The sequence below is a fragment of the Bdellovibrio sp. 22V genome (assembly GCF_030169785.1).
Taxonomy (GTDB): Bacteria; Bdellovibrionota; Bdellovibrionia; order Bdellovibrionales; family Bdellovibrionaceae; genus Bdellovibrio.
Genome location: NZ_CP125854.1, coordinates 1948326 through 1969927 on the forward strand (window position 1 = coordinate 1948326; position 21602 = coordinate 1969927).

Here is a 21602-nt window from a genome sequence, read left to right on the forward strand (position 1 = left end):
TATAGTTAAGATCTCGTAAAATTACGAAATTCTATTATGAGAAACTTTAGCGAACTAGACTACGTTCCGATAGGAATACCATGGGGATCAGGTATTTTTTGGCAATCACCATAGTGGGGCTTGTGCTCTCGCCTTTGCAAGGTCATGCGGATTCTTATGCCGCATGCCACACGACATGCAATGCACGACATCCTAACAATCCTTCCGCGATGTATGAAAACTGTTTACAGGATTGTTATGGAAGCATGAACACTGTTGATCTTCCCGAAGTAGGGCCCCTCCCTCCTTCTAGACCATCTGACCTCGGTTCGCAAAACACGCGTACCAACGGCAACGGCAATAATCAAAACCAGAACCGCAATCAAAATCAAGGCGGAAACCAAAATCAACAGCAAGCGAACCAGTGTGTTCAGCAGTTTGAAGCGTTGTTATCTCAGTGCAACTCGCAAGTCGATGAAACCTCTTACCAGTGTGATGAAAAAAACGATTCAGGTATGACGGGAGTTGCAGACACCGCTTCGCAGATTGCTCTTTTGATGGGGCAGCAAACGGCGGCGAGTGTGCAAGCCGCGTGCGGAAAGATGGGGGATTTGTCTCAGGCAGCGCAAGGTGCGGTGGCAGCGTATCGTTTGAATTGCAGTAACTCGATTAAGACATGCCGGGAAACTTGCGATGCTCCGAAAAACTATGTGAACTCGAACGCAACTTGTTTCAATGGTGGTGCAGGCGCTGCCAATAACGGTGTCTATGCATTGTCGCGCGCGCAGTCCGCTCGCGATCGTTGCAATAATTTCGATTCGAAAGTTCAACAAGCACAACAAGCTATTCAGAACTATGGAGCGACGGCGGCGAATGCTTCTCAGTGTGAGGAGCAAACCAAAGGCGAAGCTACGCCACCGCCGGATGTGTGTAAGCAAAATCCTCAGATCGCAGGATGTACACCTGCGGGTCCCATTGATTGTTCAAAACCTGAAATGGCGACAAATAAAGTGTGTGTATGTTCGAAAACTCCCACAGACCCTATGTGTACAAACTTAGGTAAAGCTTCCGACGTTATGGTTGGTGGAGGCTCCTTTGATCCTGCATCGCGCTTGAATTCGGGATCCAGCGATGACTTCGGTGGTGATATTCCCGACACGCCGGCCATCTCGCACGGCAAATTGCCAAGCGGTGGACCCGGTGAAGCTGTCGACGGAAAACAAGGCGCCGGAGCTGATCTTGCGACGAATCCGGGGAGTGGCAGCAGTCTTGCCGGTGCGGGCGGAGGTCGAAGTGGTGCCGGTGGTGGTGCTGCTGACAACGCGACAGGTGGTGGTTCCGGCTTCTATGGTGGAGGCAGCGGCGGCGGTGTCTTCGGAGGTGGCGGCGGAGGCGGCGGCGCTCGAGGTGCCGCGGGCTCTTACGGTAAAGTCGGCGCGAATGGAAAAGCGCCGGGTGCAGATCTTCGTCAGTTTCTTCCAGGCGGAAAATTTGATCCGCGACGAGGAGTTGCGGGAGTGTCAGGACCTGATGGCATCACGGGACCTCACTCAAATATTTGGCAAAAGATTCAGAATCGATATCAAGTGGTCAGCCCTTCGTTGATCCCTTGATCGTGTCTCTTTTTGAGACACTCAGGAACGTTCTTTTAAGTTCGTCCTCATATGTTCCGATAAACTCGGAGCATGGGGAATGTTTTCTATTCAGTAATACTCTTAGCGATCAGTCTTTTCACTTTTCCTGAAGACGCGTATGCCCGTTGTCGAGCTCAATGTGCTGAAGGTTTTAAATGCGTATACAATTCTCGAGGGCATGAAATGTGTGAACCGGAGCGCCGTGATGAATGCACACGGCAGCTCGGCGAGTGCTATCCTGGATATAGTGCGCGACTTAATAGCGCGGGCTCGTGCGAATGTCTTCCAAATTCAAACAACAATAATAATAACAATAACAACAATACAGCTATTGACTGTCGTACGCAGTTCAACAATCTGTTGCAATCTTGCCAAACGCAAATTCAGGAAACGTCTTATACCTGTGATGAAAAAAATGATTCTGGTATGAACGGTGTTGCTGATACGGCTTCGCAAGTTTCTCTTTTATTCGGCCAGCAAACGGCGGCAAGTATTCAAGCCGCTTGTTCAAGAATGGCGGGTTTAACCCAAGCGGCGCAAGGTGCAGTGGCTGCGTATCGATTGTTATGCAGTAGTTCCATTGGCCAGTGTCGATCGACTTGTGCGGCAGCGGCGGATTTTATTCGTGCGAATCCAAATTGTTCGCCTGTAAGTGCAGAGAATGTGCAAATGTTGTCTTCTGCGGAATCGCAGGCAAAACGTTGCGACGACTTCCAGTCTAAAGTGGCGGAAGCGCAACAAGCGATTCAAAACTATGGCGCGACGGCTGCGAATGCGGCTCAGTGTGAAGAGCAAACAAGCGGAGACGCAACACCGCCACCTGATGTCTGTAAACAGAACCCACAAATTGCGGGTTGTACGCCAACGGGACCGATCGATTGTTCAAAGCCGGAAATGGCGACGAATAAAATCTGTGTGTGTACGAAGACTCCGACAGATCCGATATGTATTACTCAAGCAAAACCGGATACCAGTGTTGGCGTTGGCGGCAGCATCGACTCGTCATCGCGAAAACTTGCAGCAAGCACAGGCGATAGCGGTCTTGGGGATATTCCCGGTTTGCCAGGTTTAGAGCATGGCAAATTGCCAAGTGGCGGAAGCGGCGAAGCCGTCGACGGAAAACAAGGTGCCGGCGCAAATCTGGGTTCTGATGGCGGCGGCAGCGGCGGCGGTCCCTCTGGAAGAGGCGGCGGTGGCGCGGCAGGTGAAGACGATTCACAAGCTGTCACAGCGGGTTTCTATGGCGGAGGCAGTGGCGCTGGTGGAGCCTTCGGCGGCGGATCAGGTCGCTACGGTGCGGGCGCAGCTGGAAATTATGCAGGGGCGGCAGGAGCAAACGGTCAGGCTGGAAATGGTCCTGACTTACGAAGATTTTTACCTGGTGGTCAATTCGATCCTAAACGCGGTCTTTCAGGAATGGGCGGCCCGGATGGAATCACAGGACCGCATACAAATATCTGGCAAAAGATTCAGAACCGCTACAGAGTGATGAGTCCTTCACTTCTGCCATAAGCGCCATCTTAAATAAGTTGATGCAAGCTTTCGATAACTTGTTTGCGAAGGGGAGCATCAACTAAAACAGTCACGCTCATCGCGCTCATCATAAGTTTGCGGCTATTCAATTTTCTATCTGAAAGAATATTCAAAACTTGTTGCGTGATTTGCGGCGACGTTGCGCCCGTGCACGTCAATGTCACTGTTGAGAAATCCGTGGGTTGCAGTGAAAAATCAGGATGATTCAAAAGTTCTCGTTTCACGGCGCCAACAATTTCTTGCGGACCCGTCAAAAGCATCTCGGTTTTCTCGTGATTCATTTCGCAGTGAAGTAGCTGCGGGAATGCGATCTGCTTGTCGTCGAAAAGCGTTTGCAGATTTTTAAGAGCGGTTGCTGGATTTTTTTCTTTGCAAAGAATGCCGACCACAGTTTCGTGGGAGTTCAAAGAAAGAGCTTTGCAGGATTCAAACATATTCGATCCTTTTTTAACAATCGTTCCATCGGAAGTTTTACTTGAAGCAGGGCCAATGTACAAAGTGACGTCGCGAAGTTTTGCGAGTTCCACCGAACGGTAGTGCAAAACTTTGGCGCCCCAGAAAGTCATCTCCATCAACTGATCATAGCTGAGTTCTTGCAAAGGACGCGCGGTCTTCACAACATTAGGATCGGCCGTGAATACTGCGGGAACGTCTTTAAGTATCTCGCAGCGTTCAGCATTAAAGGCCGCCGCCATTGCGACAGCAGAAGTGTCAGAGCCGCCACGACCCAATGTCGTGATTTCTTTTGTCACAGGGGAAACACCCTGAAAGCCCGCGAGGATAACAACTTTATTGTTTTTTAAAGCTTCTTCCACACGGAACGGTTTGACGTCTTGAATGAAAGCATTGACGTGGGATTCGTCGGTGAAAATGCCAGCCTGACTTCCTGTGAAGCTGATCGCGGGACAACCCAGGTCATTGAGCGCCATGCTCATCAGCGACATACTGATTCTTTCGCCGACCGTGAGAAGCATATCCATCTCGCGGCGTTGTGGATGTCCGGAAACTTGGTTTGCCAGATCAATCAAAGAGTTCGTGGTTTTCCCCATGGCGCTGACAACGATCACCAGGGAGTTTTCTTTAGCTTGTTCAGAAATTCTTGCGGCGACGGATTTGATCTTTTCGGGATCAGCTAAGGTCGCTCCACCATATTTTTGAACAATTAAGGGTTTCATTCCAAGGCCACTTTCCGATTCTGATAGACATAGGATGAAACAAGTCTTCCGGCCCCTTTAGGAACGCGGATGAAGTGCTTCTCCACTTGGCGAGGAATGTAACCTAAATAGAGTTCGGCGTTCAAATCTTTTAATGACTTTCTCGTGATGCCTAAATGGTCGGCGAGAGGTCCCAAATCTGTGCCACCCGGCACGAGGACAACCTCGTACTCCAGTGGATCCATTTTCTCTAAGTCGCGAAATCCGTAAAGATTTGGGGCTTTCGCGATCAACATTGCGGCCAGGATTTTAGGTACGTATTCTTGTGTCTCTTCCGGTAAAGCTTTGAGTTGTATGAGAGACCAGTAATCTTTCGTGCCGTATTTTTTAATCTGTCGACGCAGACCGTTTTCACCCATGTTGTAACTTGCAGCGACCAGATACCATGAGCCGAACTCAGAATAAAGATCACGCAAGTAGCGCGTGGCTGCCAAGGTCGACTTTTTCAAATCGCGGCGCTCATCCAACCACCAACTTTTACTTAAACCATAGCGTGAACCTGTCGCTTCGATGAATTGCCAGGGGCCGACGGCATCCGCGGTGCTGATGGCGTTGGGAGCAAAACCGCTTTCGATCATCACCATGTAAGCTAAATCCAAAGGAAGACCTGCGCGTTTCAGTTCTTCTTGAATAAACGGCATGTACTTATAGGAACGCTGCAACCATTCGCGGAACCATTTGTTCCCGCGGCTTTGATAATACGCGACCCACTTGCTGACTTTTTTGTTATAAGTGACGGGCAAATCAAAAATCAGATTGTCAGACTGTGCGTGCGTTGAACGTGCCGTCAGAGTTTTTAATTTTTCCTTCAATGTGAGCGCGGGTGCAGGCGCCGCCACAGTTGCAGGGCGGTTTTCTGCTTGCGCAAACGAAGATAATGTCAGGGCGAAAATCAGGGCGGCACACGTTCTCATGAATTCAATTATGAAGCCGATTCTTTGACACTGTCGACAAAGAACTGACAACACTCTGGCACCATCGACAAAGGTCAATGCTCGGTCAGATCCAAAAAAACTTGAGTCCATAATTTTCTTTCTCGACAGAAGTCGAGCTTGGGAGCTTTTTCCTAGACTAAAATCCGTCCTGTCAAAACATGGCACACGCCTTGCTTTCCAACAAAGTGTGGAGGAGTGTGAATGGGAACAAAAGGCGTATATTCAGCCCTAAGTGGAGCGATGGCTCAAAGTTTAAAGTTGGATACGATTGCCAATAACTTGGCGAACGTGAACACTCCCGCGTTCAAACGCGACCAGCAACTCTTCCAGGAATATTTAACGGCTAACGAAAAACCTCCAGAGACGACACAGATTCCCCGCGACGTGGCTTCCATTGAAAGCTTCTATAACATGCAAGGTGGCGACAAAAGTTATGTCGACACCAAAGGCACATTCACTGATTTCTCGCAAGGCGGTTTGAAGCCGACAGGGAATGCTTTGGATGTCGCGATTGACGGCAAAGGATTTTTTGAGATCGCAACTCCAGGCGGAGTGAAACTGACTCGTGCAGGTAATTTTACGTTGGATGGCAACGGTCAACTGGTTACGAAAGAAGGTTATCCGGTTTTGAGTGCCGGTGAACCTGGCGCTGATCCCGCGACACGTGTGATTCGTACAACGGGCGCAGGTCCTTTGACGATCTCTGATAACGGAGAAGTTTTCGAAGGGACCGAAGCCATCGGTCGTCTTTCGCTTGTGAACGTCAATAATGTCGATTCTTTGCAAAAAGTCGGCGGATCTCTTTATACATTCAAAGCAAACAGCACTCCTGATATGACCAATATTAACAATCCAAGCTTGAAGCAGGGGTTTCTGGAAACGTCGAATGTCAATATCGTGCAAGAGATGACAGATATGATCTCCACCAATCGTATCTTCGAGAGCACGCAGAAAGCCATCAGCGCTTATGATCAGATGGCTGATAAAATGGTCAACGTGGTGGGAAAAACTAATTAATTAAAAGTATAAACGGAAGGATTCGTGAATGCTTAAGAGTTTGAATACAGCAGCAACGGGCATGGCGGCACAACAGACGAATATGGATGTTATCGCCAATAACATCGCCAACGTTTCAACGGCGGGTTTTAAAAGATCTCGTGCTGAGTTTGAAGATCTCATGTATCAAACGCAGAAGGAACCGGGCACAGCCACAGGGATGAATTCTTATTCTCCGAATGGCGTGCAAACAGGTTTGGGCGTTCGCACAGCCGCGATCCAAAAAGATTTTGCGGGTGGAAATGCGCAAGTCACAAAAAATCCTTTGGATATTCAAATCGAGGGCTCCGGCTTTTTCCAAATTCTGACTCCAGATGGGCAGGTTGCTTACACGCGTGATGGCGCTTTCAAAAAAGATCCGCAAGGTCGTATTGTTGATAAAAATGGAAATGCTTTGCAGCCGGAAATCACGGTTCCGCCTGATGTTTCGGGAATTGAAGTGGCTCCGAATGGCGAAGTGCGCGTGATTCAAGGTTTGAGCGACGCTCCGACGACAATCGGTCAGATTGACATCGTGAACTTTGTCAATCCGGCGGGCCTCAAAGCTTTGGGTAAAAATCTTTTCGCGCAAACTCCATCCAGCGGGCAAGCAATTGCGTCTCGCCCTGGTTTGAATGGTACTGGTTATCTTGCGCAAGGACAGCTGGAGTCGAGCAACGTGAACATCGTCGACGAGATGGTGAACATGATCACGTCGCAAAGAGCTTACGAAACAAATTCTAAAGTAATCCAAGCATCCGATCAGATGCTTCAGTCGATCAATAGCATGAGATAGTGGATGAAGAAGTTCTTTTTTGTTCTCTTCTTTTTAAGTTTTAACGTCTTGGCGGGTCGCCCCGAAGTCTCCATTCCCGGAAGTGTTGAGGTTTCGCAAAGACCGCTTTTGCGTTTAAGCGATATTGCGGTCGTGACAAATGGGAATGACGAATTGCTTTCTTTTTTGGAAAGCATCGTGATCCGCGAAGATGCCAGAGAACTTCTTTTGTCGCAAAAGCTTGAATCCCAAGAAATTCTTGGGAAAGTTCGTGCGGCGATGAAGTCGCAAGAAGGACTTAAAAAGATCAATCCTTCATTTAAAATTCCTTCCGAAGTAAAGGTCGCTTTTGCGTCGACACCGATTTCGCGCCAAGAAATGGAAAGAAGAATTATCAACGTATTGCAGGCACGTTGCCATGAATGTGAATATAAGGTGACGGTGCAGAGCACGCCCCAGCCGGCGAATAAAGACTGGCAGCTCGATTTTACGCAGCTTTCAGGCAAAGGTGGGTTCCTTTTACCGGTGCGTGACGGAGATCAGCGTCAATTAAAGTGGATCTCGGGAAACATTCGTGTGTCCCAATTAACCCCGGTGGCGACTCGCTTGATCTTACAAGGAGAGAGGGTTCAGCCCGAAGATATTCGCATGACTATGACCGATGTGACTTTCGCTAAGGATGGCGCGCTTCGCATCGAGGATATTCAGGGGCAGTTGGCGGCCCGCTCTCTTCCCGTTGGAACGACTATTTGGTCTTCCGATCTCAAACGTGAACCGGCAGCTAAGAGGGGACAGATTGTTAAAGCGCTTTTGGGTGACGAGAACTTTGAAATCTCCGTCAACATGGTGGCTGAAGACAACGGCTTTGTCGGAGACGTGATTAAAGTAAAAAATCTTGAAACTCAAAAAGTTCTTTCCGGCATTGTGACTGAAAAAGGTGTGGTGAAATTACAATGATGATGCGATGGAGTGTTTTAGTACTAATGGTGTTGTCGACAGGATGCGCGACGATGAACGATTTGTGGTCTTCATTGAATTCTCCCGCTGAATCAGCGCCCCTGGAGAACATCAAATCCGCACCTCGTTATTCAGATAATCAAAACATGGGTGTGCCGACCGACCGTCAGTACAAACGCATGACTCGCAATCGTCTTGAAGAGGAATCGGATCTAGGCAGCAGCGCCGGATCGACATGGGTGATGGAAGGCCAAGGCGCTTATCTTTTCGCGCAAAACAAAATGCGTCGTGAAGGCGATTTACTGAACGTGAAATTGGACGGCCCGGCTTTGAAACAAGTAGAAACGAAAGTTTCCGTGATCAAAAAATTGTTGAAGCAGTTGGAAGAACAACAACAGCAACAACTGAACAATTCCTTGGCGCAAAACGGAGATGACCCTTCTCGCGCACCGGCTTCCGAGCAGAAAAAGCCAGAGCCTGTGAAAGAGGAAAAGGACGACAAAGAAGGTCTCGCCGATGTTGAGAACATTCCAACACGCATCGTGGAAAAGTTGGCTGACGGAAATTATCGTATCAAAGGGCAGCAGCCTTTTATGATCGGCAAACGTGAATACAAAGTGATCGTGACGGGCTTGATCCGTCCGGAAGATTTCAATGACCAAGGAATCACATCCGAAAAACTTTTAGATCCTCAGTACGACGTGGTCAGCATCAGAAGGAACGCACGCAATGAATAGAATTTTTGGAATCATCACTCTGACGGCTTTGTTTGTTGTGATCGCGTTTGAATCCGCGAATGCAGCTCGCTTGAAAGACATCGCAAGCATTCGCGGTGTGCGCGAAAATCAATTGATCGGTTACGGTATCGTGGTCGGTCTTAAAGGTACGGGCGACGGAAAAAACGAATTCATGAGCAAAAGTGTCGTGCGGATGTTCGACAAATTGGGAATGAAGTTGGACTCTCCAGAGTTCGCGAGTAAAAACGTGGCGGCCGTTATCGTTACAGCGACAATGCCGGCATTTGGTAAATCGGGAAATCCAATTGATATCACAGTGAGTGCCATCGGTGACGCTTCGTCTTTGCAGGGAGGAACGCTGTTGCAAACTCCGCTGCGTGCAGCGAATGAACAGGTTTACGCTGTCGCACAAGGAAGCATTGTGATTGGCGGCGATGGTAAAGATTCGCATACGACAGCAGGTCGTATCCCAAATGGTGCGATCATCGAAAGAGACATGACAGCGGATTTTGCTTCTCGCAAGATGTACCGTCTGACATTGATCAATCCGGACTTCACGACGGCGGCGCGCACGATTCTGACAATCAACAAAGAATTGGGCGGTCACTACGCCTCCGCGAAAGATGCGGGAACGATCGATATCATCACGCCTTTTGCCTATGAAAATCGTGGCGTGGAATTGTTGGCGACGATTGAATCAATCGAAATCAATCCTGACATGAAAGCGCGTGTCGTTGTGAATGAAAAAACCGGCACAATCGTGATCGGTGATAAAGTGAAGATTTCTAGAGTTGCGATTTCGCACGGGTCTCTCGCAGTGAAAGTGGGAGAAGGCAAAAAAGGCAGCGAAGAAAAAGTAGCAGTTCTCGAAAGTGGCGTGAGTGTTGGTGAGCTTGTGCAGGCTCTGAACAAGCTCGGAGTCACGCCTAAAGACCTGATTACTATACTTCAGTCCATCAAGTCAGCTGGAGCTTTGCACGGGGAACTCGAAGTATTATGAAATTTGTGTTTCGAAATGACACAGTATTTAATAGAATTGTAAGTAATGTTTCAGACACATGGACGTGTTTGGAACGCGGGGAGGGTGAGGAAGAGATCGCGAACCATGGAAGGTCAAGAGTCAAAAGTTTCTCGCAGGAAACAGGAGCAATAGGTCAGCAAAGATCATGGAATGGTCGAATTGAGCCGAAGCTGCACTCTAAGAGTCAAGCACAGGAAGTGCATGATTCTCCGACTCAACTCCCCTTTTTTTCTCTTTCTTCAAGTACAGCAAAAAGCACAGTGAGATTTGACTATGTCTAATCTTGGTGGCTCTTCCGGTTCTTCCGGAAACTTCAAAGCCTTTGATTCTAAGTTCATGAACAAACCTGTTCAGAAATCTCCCGAGCAAAAACTCCGGGAAGTTTCTGATATGTACGAAAAACATTTTCTTCGCGAAATGACAAAGGCGATGCGCTCGACAGTTCATGAAAGCGGATTTGTAAAGAGCAACCAAGCTGAAAAAATTTTTCGCGAACAACTCGATGAACACTACGTTGAAAAGTGGGGCGAACGCGGCGGTATCGGATTGTCCGATATGATCTACACACAGCTCGTAGAAAAATTTGGCGCGATGATGGGAATCAAAGCGCCAGTGACCAAACCGCAGGGGCCGCTTCCTCTCGACAAGAAGAGTGAATACACCGCTCATCAGTTTCAGCATCCTGGGAAAAAACAAGCTGTCTCTTATCGCATTGATCGCGGCGAAGCCGGCGGTGCGGAAGCGTTAGCTGGCGCGGAAGCTGGAGCAGTGAAAGCGCCATGGGACGGAGTTCTTCTTGGGAAGAAATCTTTAGCGGACAACCAAACAATGATTGAGATTCAACACGACAATGGTCTTAAAAGTCAGATGGTATTCAAAGGCGGAATGTCAAAAGTTTCGACAGGCGAAAAACTGCAAGCTGGCGACACCCTTGGGTTTTTAAGTTCCGAAGCAAAATCGCTCTATTGGACAGTGGAACAAGGTGAAGAACCTGGACCAGAAACTGTCTCAGAATGATTTGGTGGAAATGTCTCATTGTGGTACTATGAAATGAATAAGAAGAGTGTTTTCTGACACTCGATGAGGAGGCTCTCAAATGAAGATCACGCACAACAAAGTCGGACAAAATTTGAATCTTACTGATTCTGCTCGCTCCGACAAAGCTGAGGGCATTAAGAATAAAGCAACTGGTGCGACAAACAAAGCGGATGTACTGAGTTCATCAACTCTGGGTGAATCATCTCGCGTTGAACTTTCTCCTCGCGCTCAAGAAGCAAAACGCATCAAGGAACTTGCGACAGCAGCTCCGGATGTTGATGAAGCGAAAGTGGCGAAGTTCAGACAACTGATCGACGATGGCAAATACAAAATCGACGCCAAAGCTATCGCTGACCGTATGGTCGACGAGCATTTGGAGATTAAGTAACTCTAATCAAACTTTCCGCCTTCGCTAAAGCTTCGGCGGGAGCATCAAGGATGATGAAATGATGGACGCAACTGTAGAAAGAGCGTTTCACAAGTTAGAAGCAAACCTCGAAGAGCTCACAAAAATCTATCGTTCTCTTCTCGATATCGTACGCAAAGAAAAAGAAATTCTCCTTAAAGCGGATCGCGATGCTTTGGACGAAAGCAACAAACTCAAAGAAGAATTGTTGTTCAAACTTCGCGCTCAGGATTCTTTGCGTTCTCGTTATGCGATGGAGCTGGCGACTCTGGTAGGTGCAGATGTTGAAAATCCACGTTTGTTGGAACTTGCGCAAAAGTTGGCAGGTTCCCCGGCGGCGGATCGTCTTCGCACCCAACATGCCGCTTTGGACATGTTGATCAAACGAATCACCGAGATTAACAAAGAGAACGAAGAATACACGAAGTCGGCATTGGGCACTTTGAATGGCGCCTTGAACGACATCAAAGACACTCTCTCCGGCAAGAAAACTTACGGAGGCAAAGGCCAGTACAAACAAGGCCCGCAAGTGTCCGGTAATTTTGTAAGTAAAGAAGCTTAAGGGCCGTACGGCCGCAGTGCCGCAGGGGCGGAGCCCCGAAGGCTGAAGCAGTAACCCCAGAGATGAGGATAGGATGTCTAAAATCTCGGCTATGATGGATACGGGTAAGCGCTCTCTGATGAACTCTCAGACGGCGTTGCAAACGGTCGGTCATAACATCGCCAACAAATCGACAGAGGGCTTCTCTCGCCAGAGAGTCGAACTCATGACGAATCAGCCGATCAGTGAAGGCAATCTTCAAATCGGTATGGGCGCGCGTGCAGGGGTCGTCACTCGTGTTAATAATCCTTGGTTAGAAAAACAAATCCAAAAAGAAGGCACAAGCATGGGGTATCAAGATTCCCGCACCAATGCTTTGAGCCGAGTTGAACAGATTTACAATGAACAGGCGAACAAAGGATTGAATCAGTACATGACTGATTTCTTCAACTCCTTCCGTGAGCTTTCCAATAATCCTGAAAGTTTGGCATCGCGAACGATGGTTCGTGAATCTGCCGTGGCGCTGGCGAAAGATTTCAGCCGCGTCGTCGGTCAACTGAAAGACGTTCAGGAAGATATCGACGGACAAATCAAGACGACGGTTGAAGAGATCAATCAAGTGACAAAAGAAATCGCTTCTCTGAATGAAAAAATTCAGATGGTCGAAATTCAAAACACTCCTGCCAATGATGAAAGAGACCGCCGTGATCTTTTGCTTAAGAAATTAGGCGAAAAAATTGATATCTCATGGGCGGAAGGTAAAGACGGCATGGTCACAGTGACTGCCGGTCGTACAGGTATTCTGGTTTCAGGTAGTGGCGCCTCAGAATTGAAAGCGCAACAAACGGAAGACCGTGATCGCGTGGAAGTTTTCTTCGTGGGCACGGGAGCTCCGGCAAATATCACAAAGCAGATTACAGGCGGCCGTATTGGTGGTGCCCTGGATGTGCGTGACAACGTGATCGAAGATCTTTTGCAGCATGTGGATGCGATGGCCTACACGCTAGCGAAGGAAGTCAATAAGGCACATATTGAGGGTTTCGATAAAAGCGGACGCCCGGGGGTTTTGTTCTTCGAAATGCCGGCGGCTGAAAAGGGTGCAGCGACGGCGATCGCTGTGAATAAAACTATCTTCAACGACGTCGGCAGAATCGCAGCGGGCGCTCAAGCGGGTGCGACGGGCGATAACACTGTTGCCAACGTGATTTCCTCTTTGCAATACCGTCAGGTTATGGGCGATGGAACGTCGACGTTGGATGACTACTACAACACGCAAGTGGGACAGATCGGTGCCATCGCGCAAAGAGCCGTGAAGGCGCAAGAATCGCAAAAGAATGTTTTGAGTCAGCTCACAAACATTCGCGAAAGCATTAGCGGTGTTTCTTTGGACGAAGAAACAACAAAGATGATCGAGTTCCAAAAGACTTACGATGCGTCGGCACGACTTATTAAAACAGCCGACGAAATGCTTGATACGGTTTTGAATCTTAAGAGATTATAAGGGGCGGTAGCCCGCAGAGCGTAGCGACGGAGTCGGGGCGGTAGCCCGCAGAGTGTAGCGACGGAGTCGTGAAACTGAAGCAGAGAAAAAGGATAAAATGAGAATCGCGGATAAAATGGCTTTCAATCAAGTGAATCAGAATCTGACGAAGAATCGTTCAGATATGGCTGACTTGCAGAACCAAGCTGCGACTCAAAAGCGTATCAACAAACCTTCGGACGATCCTTTGGCTTCCGCTCGCGTGCTTGCAGCCCGTACGGAAGAGCGAGGCAACTCTCAGTTCATTAAAAATATCAATAATGCGCGCTCTTTCTTGGAGTTCTCGGATCAGTCTCTCGGGGAACTTTCGGAAATTCTTGTGCGTGCGAAAGAGCTCGCTATCAGCCAGTCGAATGATGCCAGCGGAAACTCAGAGTCCCGCATGGTGACGGCTTCTGAAGTCGGTCAGATTTACAATCAGGCTGTGCAAATCGGAAATCGCAAACTGGGCGAGCGCTATATTTTCGGCGGTTATAAAACGCAAACAATGCCGTTCAATCAAGCCGGAGAATACTTCGGTGATGACGGCGACATGAAGATCCAAACTCACAAAGACTCTTTCGTTGCCATGAACATTTCAGGCAATAAGGTGTTTTTGGGGAAAGGCCTTGGCGGAGACGGAATCGTTCGTCCTCGTTACGAATCTCCAACAACTGTGGATCAGTTGAAAGAGTTCCAGCAGGAAGAAATCAATCGCCAAGAGACCAATCAGGAAGTTGAAAGCAATTATCTTGAAACCCGCGGCCCGGCTTCTGAGCGCCGTTCCAGCCGTACAGACAAGCAAGACCCGGTGACGGGTGGTGCGGGGATCAATCTTTTCAGTACATTGAGAAATCTGGAAGTATCTTTACGCACGAACGATAAAGAGGGCGTACAAGAAACATTGGACGCCTTGGATCAGGCGATCTCTCAGGTCGTTCTGGCTCGTTCTGAGGTTGGGTCCAGAATTATGGCCGTGAATAATACCATGGATTCCCTGCAAAAGGCCGTGGTGGATAATAAGGTCACAGCGTCCCAGCTCGAAGATGCGGATGCTTTCCAGGTTATTTCGGATATCAATAAGACCGATAGCACCCTCAAAGCGACCCTCGAAACGTCGGGAAAGCTTATTCAGCCAAGCCTTCTTGACTTTCTCAGATAAAAATAATACCTACAGTTCCGCTTAAAACTGCCGATAACGACTGCAGCAAAAGGAGTTGTCATGCTGGTTCTCACACGGAAGTTGGGTGAAAGCATCGCTATCGATGACCACATTAAAATCAGAGTTGTTCAAATCAAGGGTAAACAGGTCCGTTTAGGTATCGAAGCGCCCAAAGACACGAAAATCCACCGCGAAGAAGTTTACGTCGCTATTCAGGAACAAAACCAGCAATCTGCTAGTGTCCCTGCCGATAAAACGCGCAGCGTGGCAAAGCTCCTTAAGCCTTAATTTCTCAAAACCCGCTACCAGCACGCTGAAGCGGGTTGTCATGCCCTCTAGAATTTAATTGAGTCTCCCTAGATTTAGGTCCAGATTTATAAGTGTATTCACCCCCGGACTGCCTTGGTGTGTCTAAAATATGGGTGAATCCTGAGCTTCTTTGGGAGGATGAATGATCATTTCGACATCGCGCTTCGGCCAAGTTGAGCTGAAACAAGAAGATGTTTTGACGTTTCCAGAAGGCCTTTTAGGCTTTGCGGATTTACGCAAGTTCGTTCTCCTCGATGATCCAAATGACGAAATCTTCGCATGGTTGCAAAGCTGTGAAGCGCCTCAAATCGCATTCCCGGTTCTTGAGCCCGAGCTTTTTGCTCCTCAATACAAAGCCAATTTAACAAAGAGTGATTCAGAAGCTTTGAAGCTAACGAATACAGAGAAAGCTCGTTATTTCTCTATCGTCACAATTCCAGATGATCCAACACAAATGACAGCAAACTTGAAAGCGCCGGTTGTTATCAACGTGGCAGACAGAATTGCTCGTCAGTGCGTTCTTCAAGACAATAATTTGGCAATCCGCGAACCGATCTTCACGAAGCTGCAACAACGTGTTGTGCAGAATCCTGCGGTAGCGATCAAGAATCAGTCTTCTGGTATTGATGTCGCGACGAAGTTGCACGTTGTTCGCGACGCTGAACTTTAATCCGCGTATTTTCAATAGAAATTATAAAAGGCTTCAATCGAAAGATTGAGGCCTTTTTTGTATCTTCAAATATCCTTTAATCATTTCTTAGTTTATTGTTTGAGCGTTCTTGGAGGTTCAAATAATGAAGAAATGGTTGTTGTTGGCTCTCACTATGGTGAGTTCTCCTTCATATGCAGTCCTCGATTTGTCGCAAAGTTCCCCGTCGCTAAAGTGGTACAGCATTTCGAATGACGTGGTTCAGGTCGTCTATCCGGAATCAATGCAGCCGGAGTCTGTCTACATCGCGAATTTGATCGAGCATTATTCTCATGTCGTTGGAAAAACATATCTGATCGATCAGCCCGAAAAGTTTACGCTGATTTTACGACCTGAGATGGCGGAGCCCAATGGTTTCGTCACTCTCGCGCCGCGAAGAAGCGAATGGTTTTCAGCGACGAACTATTTTCCATTGGTGAGTTCTACAGAGTGGTATCAAACGCTTTCGATCCACGAATATCGTCACGTAAATCAATTCGATTACTACAACCGTTCCACGGCGCGGTGGTTTTATTATTTGATGGGCGATATGGGTCGGCAGTTTGCGGTGTTTTTCTCGTTGCCCTCTTGGTACATGGAAGGAGACGCCGTTTGGACCGAGACCAAGTACACGGATGCGGGCCGGGGTCGTTCTCCGCGTTTTATCGCTCGCATGAAAGCCTTGGTGTTGAGCGAGAAAATTCCAACTTATGATCAGTTCGTCAATGGCAGTTACAATACGGATCTTCCTAATCAGTATGTCTATGGTTACGCGTTGATTTCTTATGCGACAATCAAGTACGGGGAAGATATCTGGCATCGCGTGCTTACGGACATGGCGGAGTTTCCGCATCCATTCCGTTTATATAACTCCTTTGAACGCGTGACCGGGCAAACTTTCGAAGATTTTTATGTCGAAGCGATGAACGATCTTCGTCAAAAGTGGTCTAAAGATGCTCCCGGAGCACAGATTGCCGAAGATTTCCGTGAAGAGACAGCGCCATTCAAAGTCGGCGACAGTTTGTATTTCGTAAACCGCACTCTGGATGCCTCTTCCGCAATTTATAAAAAGGTTGGCAACCAATCCGAAAAAGTCGCGGAACTTAATTTCAATCGCGAGATTATGGAGATAAGTGTGGGAACGCGCTTTGCCATTTACACAGAGTATCTGCCGCATTTTCGTTATGCCGACAAAGGTTATTCGGATCTTGTGTTAATGGATTTGCAAAGTGGCGCACGAACGAAAATCACTTCGGGCCAACGCCTTTACAATCCTAGCTTCAACGGTGCTGAAAATAAAATCATTGCAGTGGAGTTCACTCCCGGGCAAAGCTGGCATATCGCGGAATTTGATCTCAATGGAAAAAAATTGCAAAGTTTTCCGTTAGCCGAAGGCAAAGCGCTTGAAGCGCGCTATACGGACGAAGATCACGCTGCGGTTTTGTTGAATTCCAGAACCGGTGAAAGATCTATCGTCTCTGTTGATTTGAAACAAAGAAAAATCGTGAAACAGATGGTGCCGCCCTCACGCAATCTTTTGACGGCACTTTACGTGGATAAAAATCACAATCTGCTTTTTGAAGCCCAGTACAAAGGAAGCAACGAGATTTTCAAACTCGACAGTCAAGGCCTTGCTCGTTGTACCTTTACGAAGTTAGGAGCGTTCACGCCGTCTTCGGATGGAACGTCTTTCTATTTCAGCAATATGGATACTTACGGTGCAAAAATTTCTGAGGGACCTCTTTCGTCTTGTGAGAGTTTCCCGATGGATGAACTTGTGAATTTTAAGTATCTTGGTGATACGCCGTCAGACAACTACAATAAATTTGCTCCGCAGCCTTTCCCGGAGCAGGCGGAGCTTTTTACAAAGAATGCCGCTCAATACAAACCCGAAGAGCACGGTGATTTCGACAAGCGTCTGGCGATTCCTCATACTTGGGGCATCATGGTCGGTCGCGGTGGAGGATTGGGGGTTGAGGCGGACAACTATCTGCGCACTCTGAGCTGGGCGGCTTTTTCGGGAACGGACGCGGAAGAAGGCCAGTCTTTTTTCAATCTTAGTTTTGACGTGAAGAAGTATTATCCTTTGTTCAGCTTTGAAGTCGAACAGCGCAACCGCAAAGTGGAGTTCTACGATACCGATGACGAACTTGCATGGAGCGAAAAATCGGCAGGGCTTTCGGTCGTTCTTCCCTACGTTAAGAAATATGGTCTTTACAATGTGACGACGGCGCTTTCTTTAGGCGGAAGTTACGCAGACGCTGCGGAGTATGAATTCAACAAAACGGAAATCGATGGCGGCAACTTCTTCTACAAATCATTTGGGCAGTTCTCTTTCGTGTGGAATAAAGATCCTCACCATCGTTCCATCATGGAGCCGTGGCTTTTGGGTTACAACATTCGCTATGACAAAGCCGAGCAGCCCTCCGTGCCGCAAAACTCAGGCGATCGACTTTTGCAGCAAGCGGTTTTAAAAACGCCGGGAGCTTTTGCTAACGACGGTTTTATGTTCAGTTATGATCAGCAAAAACAGGAAAGTTCGCCGACAGCTTACAGATTCCAGCCGAATGTGGCATTGGGTGTGGGTTCGGCGTTCTCGCGTGGTTATGCGTATGAAGATGTCCCCGGTTATTATAAAATTTCAGGGAACTACGTTTTCCCGTGGACGTATCCTGACTGGGATTTCGGCGGTTGGTACTATTTGAAGAGATTGTACTCAACAGTCTTCTACGACTCGACAGAGATCGACGACACAGAACTTCCCTCGACTTTGAACAGTTACGGTGCGGAGTTGCTGTTCGAATCCCGCTTCTTAAGATTGCTCCCGATCACCTTCGGTGGTCGAGTCGTTCACACTCTTGAAGACAATGTCGTCAAAGGACAATTCTTCCTGGCGACGTCTCTCACACTATAAAAAGAAAAAAAGGCGGCCTTAAAAAAGCTGCCTTTTTTATTTTTACCAATCTGGCCGCGGACACAAACGGCGATGCTCTCTGGAAGAGATCAAAAAGTTCATTTATAAGTCTTGAAAAACCAGCTTCTTACTTGAGAAGCCCTCATTTCAGTCCGATCTTGATAATGGGGGGAACTCATGAAGCGTCCTGGAAACGGCGGATTTATGATCATTCAAGCTTTGATGGCGGCCATGCTGCTTGGAATCTTGGGGTTGGCGTTTGCAGGTTTAGTGAAAGATATGTGGCTTGAGAGTCAGACTTTGCAAAGTAAAAGCAATGAGCTTTCTCTGGTGCAGGCTTTACGTCAGCAGATTTCCACACCCGGTCTTTGCAATGCTTCATTCGATGTGGGGAATAGAAGTTTTAATCCGTCTGCTTCCACGCGCAATATCAGTGTGCGTCTGAATTCCTCTAATGCCGGGAGTGCCGTTACTCAAGGCGCGACTTTGCAAAACTGGAGTCTCACGGTTTTGTCGATGCGACTGGAAAATATCGCCGTCGCGATCAGCTCCTTTGCTGGAGAGACTTTGTACGTTGGTGATATGGCTTTGCAAGTGCAGGCAACCAGCGGCCGCAAGAACACTTACAAAGAGAAAACTCTCGGTAAACTTTTTTTAAAAGTCAGTGATGCGACCAATACGATCACCGGTTGTTTTGCCAGTGAATATGGATCGGGAGTTGCCAGCTCGGCCTGTGCAAGTCTCGGAGGGACTTATAATCAGGCGACCTCGGTCTGTGACATGTCGAGCTTAAAGCAACGTTTGCTGGCGTCTGTGGGGCAATGTCCTGAAGGAGAAACAACAACGGGCTTTGATTCACAAGGCAAGATGTTGTGTGGCGTTCCCGTGAGTGCTCCGTCAAACTATCAGTGCAGGGGCAGTGCGAGGTTGGGATGTACTGATTTTTCAGCGAGTATGTATAACAACTACCCATTGACCGCGAACTGCTGCCCCTCAGGTAAGGTGGGATGCGAGAAAATCGGAGGCGCCCACAAGTCGGGAAGTTGCGGGCCTCATGGCGACAGATCTGAAGTGTATCAAGATTATATTTGCACATGCAAAGGTGTGCAGTAGGTCTCGTCTCTAAGCGATCAGAATATATTTGCCATCCTTGACCCTGCGATTTTGTCGATGGGAGCATGATTTCTTATGGCACATTGGCAGGATGACTTCTTAAATCTTTTGCGCGAATACTATCAAAATCAAAAAAGAAAAAATCCTCGCTACTCGATGCGGGCGATGGCAAAACATCTCGATATTGCCCCAGGTCCAGCATCGGCTCTCATCAAAGGTTCCAAAGTTTGGAATATTTCCGAAGAGTGGGCGATAAGTGTCCTTAAAAAAATGAATCTTAAACCGACTCAGCGAAAAAGAATTTTGGCCCGCATGGGAATCAAATCTTCTGAAGTTGAGATTAAAACCATTCAAGATCTCTCGGGGCTTGCCATCGATCATTGGGCCTATTGGCCCGTGCTGTGTAGTTATGATGTTCCTACTCTGGCGGGTTCAGAAAATAAAATGGCACAAAAACTGGGAGTGACTCAGGCCGAAATCAAAATGATTGTTCAAGATCTGTTGCGCCGGCGTTTTTTGGTTAAAGAAGCCGACGGAACTATCAAGCGACCTGTCGAGTATCTGGCGACGACGGACGACATATCAAGCGAAACGATCCGTCTGCTACATAAGGCGAATTTGGATCTGGCAAAAAAAGCTTTAGAGCAAGTGCCGGTTCTGCAGCGTGAGTTTCAAACCATCACGGTGGCGGGAAGCTCTGAGGCAATTCAAGAGATTAAAAAAGAGATCCGGGATTTCACGGATAAGCTCGCCCATATTCTCAATCGAGATCAGGGGAACGATCATGTTTTTCGTTTATCAGTGCAACTATTTCCCGTGGATTTAGGAGAAGTCGATGTTCATTAAATCTGTTTTCGTATTAATGCTTTTGTGGTCTGTTTCTGCCACGGCCTATGTGCGGATCGGGAACGGCGGCGAAGGTGTTTTAGAAAACGGACAGATTTACGTTCGTGATTTGTATGAACAAAAATCTCACTTAAACCCTTGGTTCGGAACCAAGAGTTCGATTTCCTTGCGTGAAGCCTGGAATAAAACAAACTTAGAGAAATATTTTTCTGAAGAACGAAGTTTGGTCCTTCGTAAACTTACGGACATTGAAAATGTTTATCCCGGCTTGGGCTTCGCAACCTTAGAGGCTCTTGATAAATACGTTTATCTTTTTGTCGACAAACTAGAATTGCTTGAAAATGACAGTCCTTCCGTTCCGGATTCCCAAAGGGTGCAAATCGCGATTCGTCGTTACAAGACGGTTTACATATCCAACGCTGCTTGGAAAAAGATGAGTCCGGAATCCAAGGCAGCATTGCTGATCCATGAAGGGGTCTATGGTTTGGCGCGGGTGACTTGCAATCAAAACATCTGTGAACAAAAATCACGGGAGGTTCGCCCTGTCGTGGGGCAGTTGTTTTTTTCTGTTCCTGAAATTGATCTGAAAAAAAGTTTTCATGATGTTCTGGAAATAAAATCACTGGAAAATCTATGTGCTTTGCCCCTCGCGTGGTTTCAGTTTTCCGTTGTTTCAGAGAACGACAGAACTCACGTTTATCAGAGTTTTCAGTCGCAGTATCACGCCTTCTTGGAAGATCTAAAAAAGGACGTTCAGAAAGTTTGCCAGATTGCTGACCAATACAAAGACAATAAAGTTGTTGTGATGTACGACAGTCAAATTTTTCTGCAGTCCTTAGATGTCAACATTTACACGATGGATATCCAAGGAGATTTGCAAACTCAGCAGGGATTTTTTACGAGGAGATTGCAGAATCACGGGCGTAAATTTATTTCCTTTGCCAGCGTGGATCATTGCGAAACACGCGTATTGCATTTGATTCATCAATCTTTAATGACTCAAAAGAAAATGGCGGGAATAGATCCTTCCGTCGTCTGTGCCAGCGCTCTTTCTCATAGATCAAAAAAGTGAATTGATTTGAGCCTCCTCCTTAAGGGGGCGTAAGATCTTTCCGATAAGTATACAAATGAATAACTGGTACGTTTCGGGAATATTTGTTTATTTGTTTTGCTATGCCCTCTCGGCTTTTGCTGTTCCAGGGGCATTAACATATCAAGGTCGAATAAAAAATGCGGACGGACTTCC

At 47.5% G+C, this 21602-nt stretch carries 20 protein-coding genes; 18 read left to right on the forward strand and 2 right to left on the reverse strand.

From position 1 onward, the window contains the following. The first annotated feature begins 98 nt into the window (after positions 1–98). Positions 99–1592, forward strand: coding sequence for a hypothetical protein (locus tag QJS83_RS09355; protein ID WP_284604251.1), 1494 nt, complete (start codon positions 99–101; stop codon positions 1590–1592). A gap of 72 nt (positions 1593–1664) precedes the next feature. After that, positions 1665–3125: a hypothetical protein gene (locus tag QJS83_RS09360; protein WP_284604253.1), complete on the forward strand. Its 1461-nt coding sequence runs from the start codon at positions 1665–1667 to the stop codon at positions 3123–3125. 8 nt (positions 3126–3133) lie between these two features. On the opposite strand, the gene QJS83_RS09365 is transcribed toward QJS83_RS09360, so the two are convergent. Both QJS83_RS09365 and QJS83_RS09370 read right to left on the reverse strand, forming a co-directional pair. Next, complete coding sequence (locus QJS83_RS09365) at positions 3134–4321, reverse strand: aspartate kinase (RefSeq protein WP_284604255.1); 1188 nt, start codon at positions 4319–4321, stop codon at positions 3134–3136. Then, the gene (locus tag QJS83_RS09370) at positions 4318–5274 is read right to left on the reverse strand and encodes a lytic transglycosylase domain-containing protein (RefSeq protein WP_284604257.1); all 957 of its coding nucleotides are present in this window, start codon (positions 5272–5274) and stop codon (positions 4318–4320) included. Before QJS83_RS09370 ends, QJS83_RS09365 begins: the two co-directional genes overlap by 4 nt. Positions 5275–5496: 222 nt before the next feature. Here QJS83_RS09370 and flgF point away from each other — a divergent pair, with 222 nt between their 5' ends. From flgF to QJS83_RS09450, 16 genes are all read left to right on the forward strand, one after another. After that, entirely contained in the window at positions 5497–6312 is an 816-nt protein-coding gene (gene flgF, locus QJS83_RS09375) for a flagellar basal-body rod protein FlgF (RefSeq protein WP_284604259.1), read from the forward strand. A 28-nt stretch (positions 6313–6340) separates the two neighbouring features. Further along, a complete protein-coding gene (gene flgG, locus QJS83_RS09380) occupies positions 6341–7126 on the forward strand; it encodes a flagellar basal-body rod protein FlgG (protein ID WP_284604261.1) in 786 nt (261 codons plus the stop codon). A 3-nt stretch (positions 7127–7129) separates the two neighbouring features. Then, on the forward strand, positions 7130–8062 hold the full coding sequence (gene flgA, locus QJS83_RS09385; protein ID WP_284604263.1) for a flagellar basal body P-ring formation chaperone FlgA: 933 nt from the start codon (positions 7130–7132) through the stop codon (positions 8060–8062). Further along, complete coding sequence (locus QJS83_RS09390) at positions 8059–8799, forward strand: flagellar basal body L-ring protein FlgH (RefSeq protein WP_284604265.1); 741 nt, start codon at positions 8059–8061, stop codon at positions 8797–8799. The genes flgA and QJS83_RS09390 overlap by 4 nt, the downstream gene beginning before the upstream one ends. Then, the gene (locus tag QJS83_RS09395; RefSeq protein WP_284604267.1) at positions 8792–9799 is read left to right on the forward strand and encodes a flagellar basal body P-ring protein FlgI; all 1008 of its coding nucleotides are present in this window, start codon (positions 8792–8794) and stop codon (positions 9797–9799) included. Before QJS83_RS09390 ends, QJS83_RS09395 begins: the two co-directional genes overlap by 8 nt. 294 nt (positions 9800–10093) lie before the next feature. Further along, positions 10094–10837, forward strand: coding sequence for a rod-binding protein (locus QJS83_RS09400; protein WP_284604269.1), 744 nt, complete (start codon positions 10094–10096; stop codon positions 10835–10837). A 79-nt stretch (positions 10838–10916) separates the two neighbouring features. Further along, a complete protein-coding gene (gene flgM, locus QJS83_RS09405; protein WP_284604270.1) occupies positions 10917–11246 on the forward strand; it encodes a flagellar biosynthesis anti-sigma factor FlgM in 330 nt (109 codons plus the stop codon). Positions 11247–11304: 58 nt separating this feature from the next. Then, positions 11305–11826 carry a flagellar protein FlgN gene (locus QJS83_RS09410; RefSeq protein WP_284604273.1) on the forward strand — a complete coding sequence of 174 codons (522 nt, stop codon included), beginning with the start codon at positions 11305–11307 and terminating at the stop codon, positions 11824–11826. A 73-nt stretch (positions 11827–11899) separates the two neighbouring features. Then, positions 11900–13306 (forward strand): flagellar hook-associated protein FlgK, encoded by a 1407-nt coding sequence (flgK, locus tag QJS83_RS09415; RefSeq protein WP_284604274.1) that lies wholly within the window; start codon positions 11900–11902, stop codon positions 13304–13306. Positions 13307–13403: 97 nt separating this feature from the next. After that, entirely contained in the window at positions 13404–14486 is a 1083-nt protein-coding gene (flgL, locus tag QJS83_RS09420; protein WP_284604276.1) for a flagellar hook-associated protein FlgL, read from the forward strand. 60 nt (positions 14487–14546) lie between these two features. After that, positions 14547–14774 (forward strand): carbon storage regulator CsrA, encoded by a 228-nt coding sequence (gene csrA, locus QJS83_RS09425; protein ID WP_041869353.1) that lies wholly within the window; start codon positions 14547–14549, stop codon positions 14772–14774. 163 nt (positions 14775–14937) lie between these two features. Beyond that, positions 14938–15465 (forward strand): flagellar assembly protein FliW, encoded by a 528-nt coding sequence (fliW, locus tag QJS83_RS09430; RefSeq protein WP_284604279.1) that lies wholly within the window; start codon positions 14938–14940, stop codon positions 15463–15465. Between the two features lie 124 nt (positions 15466–15589). Continuing rightward, positions 15590–18397, forward strand: a complete 2808-nt coding sequence (locus QJS83_RS09435) for a hypothetical protein (protein ID WP_284604282.1) — start codon at positions 15590–15592, stop codon at positions 18395–18397. A gap of 177 nt (positions 18398–18574) precedes the next feature. Continuing rightward, positions 18575–19510, forward strand: coding sequence for a hypothetical protein (locus QJS83_RS09440; RefSeq protein ID WP_284604283.1), 936 nt, complete (start codon positions 18575–18577; stop codon positions 19508–19510). A 75-nt stretch (positions 19511–19585) separates the two neighbouring features. After that, positions 19586–20356, forward strand: coding sequence for a DUF4423 domain-containing protein (locus tag QJS83_RS09445; protein ID WP_284604284.1), 771 nt, complete (start codon positions 19586–19588; stop codon positions 20354–20356). Then, positions 20346–21428 carry a hypothetical protein gene (locus tag QJS83_RS09450; protein WP_284604286.1) on the forward strand — a complete coding sequence of 361 codons (1083 nt, stop codon included), beginning with the start codon at positions 20346–20348 and terminating at the stop codon, positions 21426–21428. Before QJS83_RS09445 ends, QJS83_RS09450 begins: the two co-directional genes overlap by 11 nt. The last annotated feature ends 174 nt before the right edge of the window (positions 21429–21602 follow it).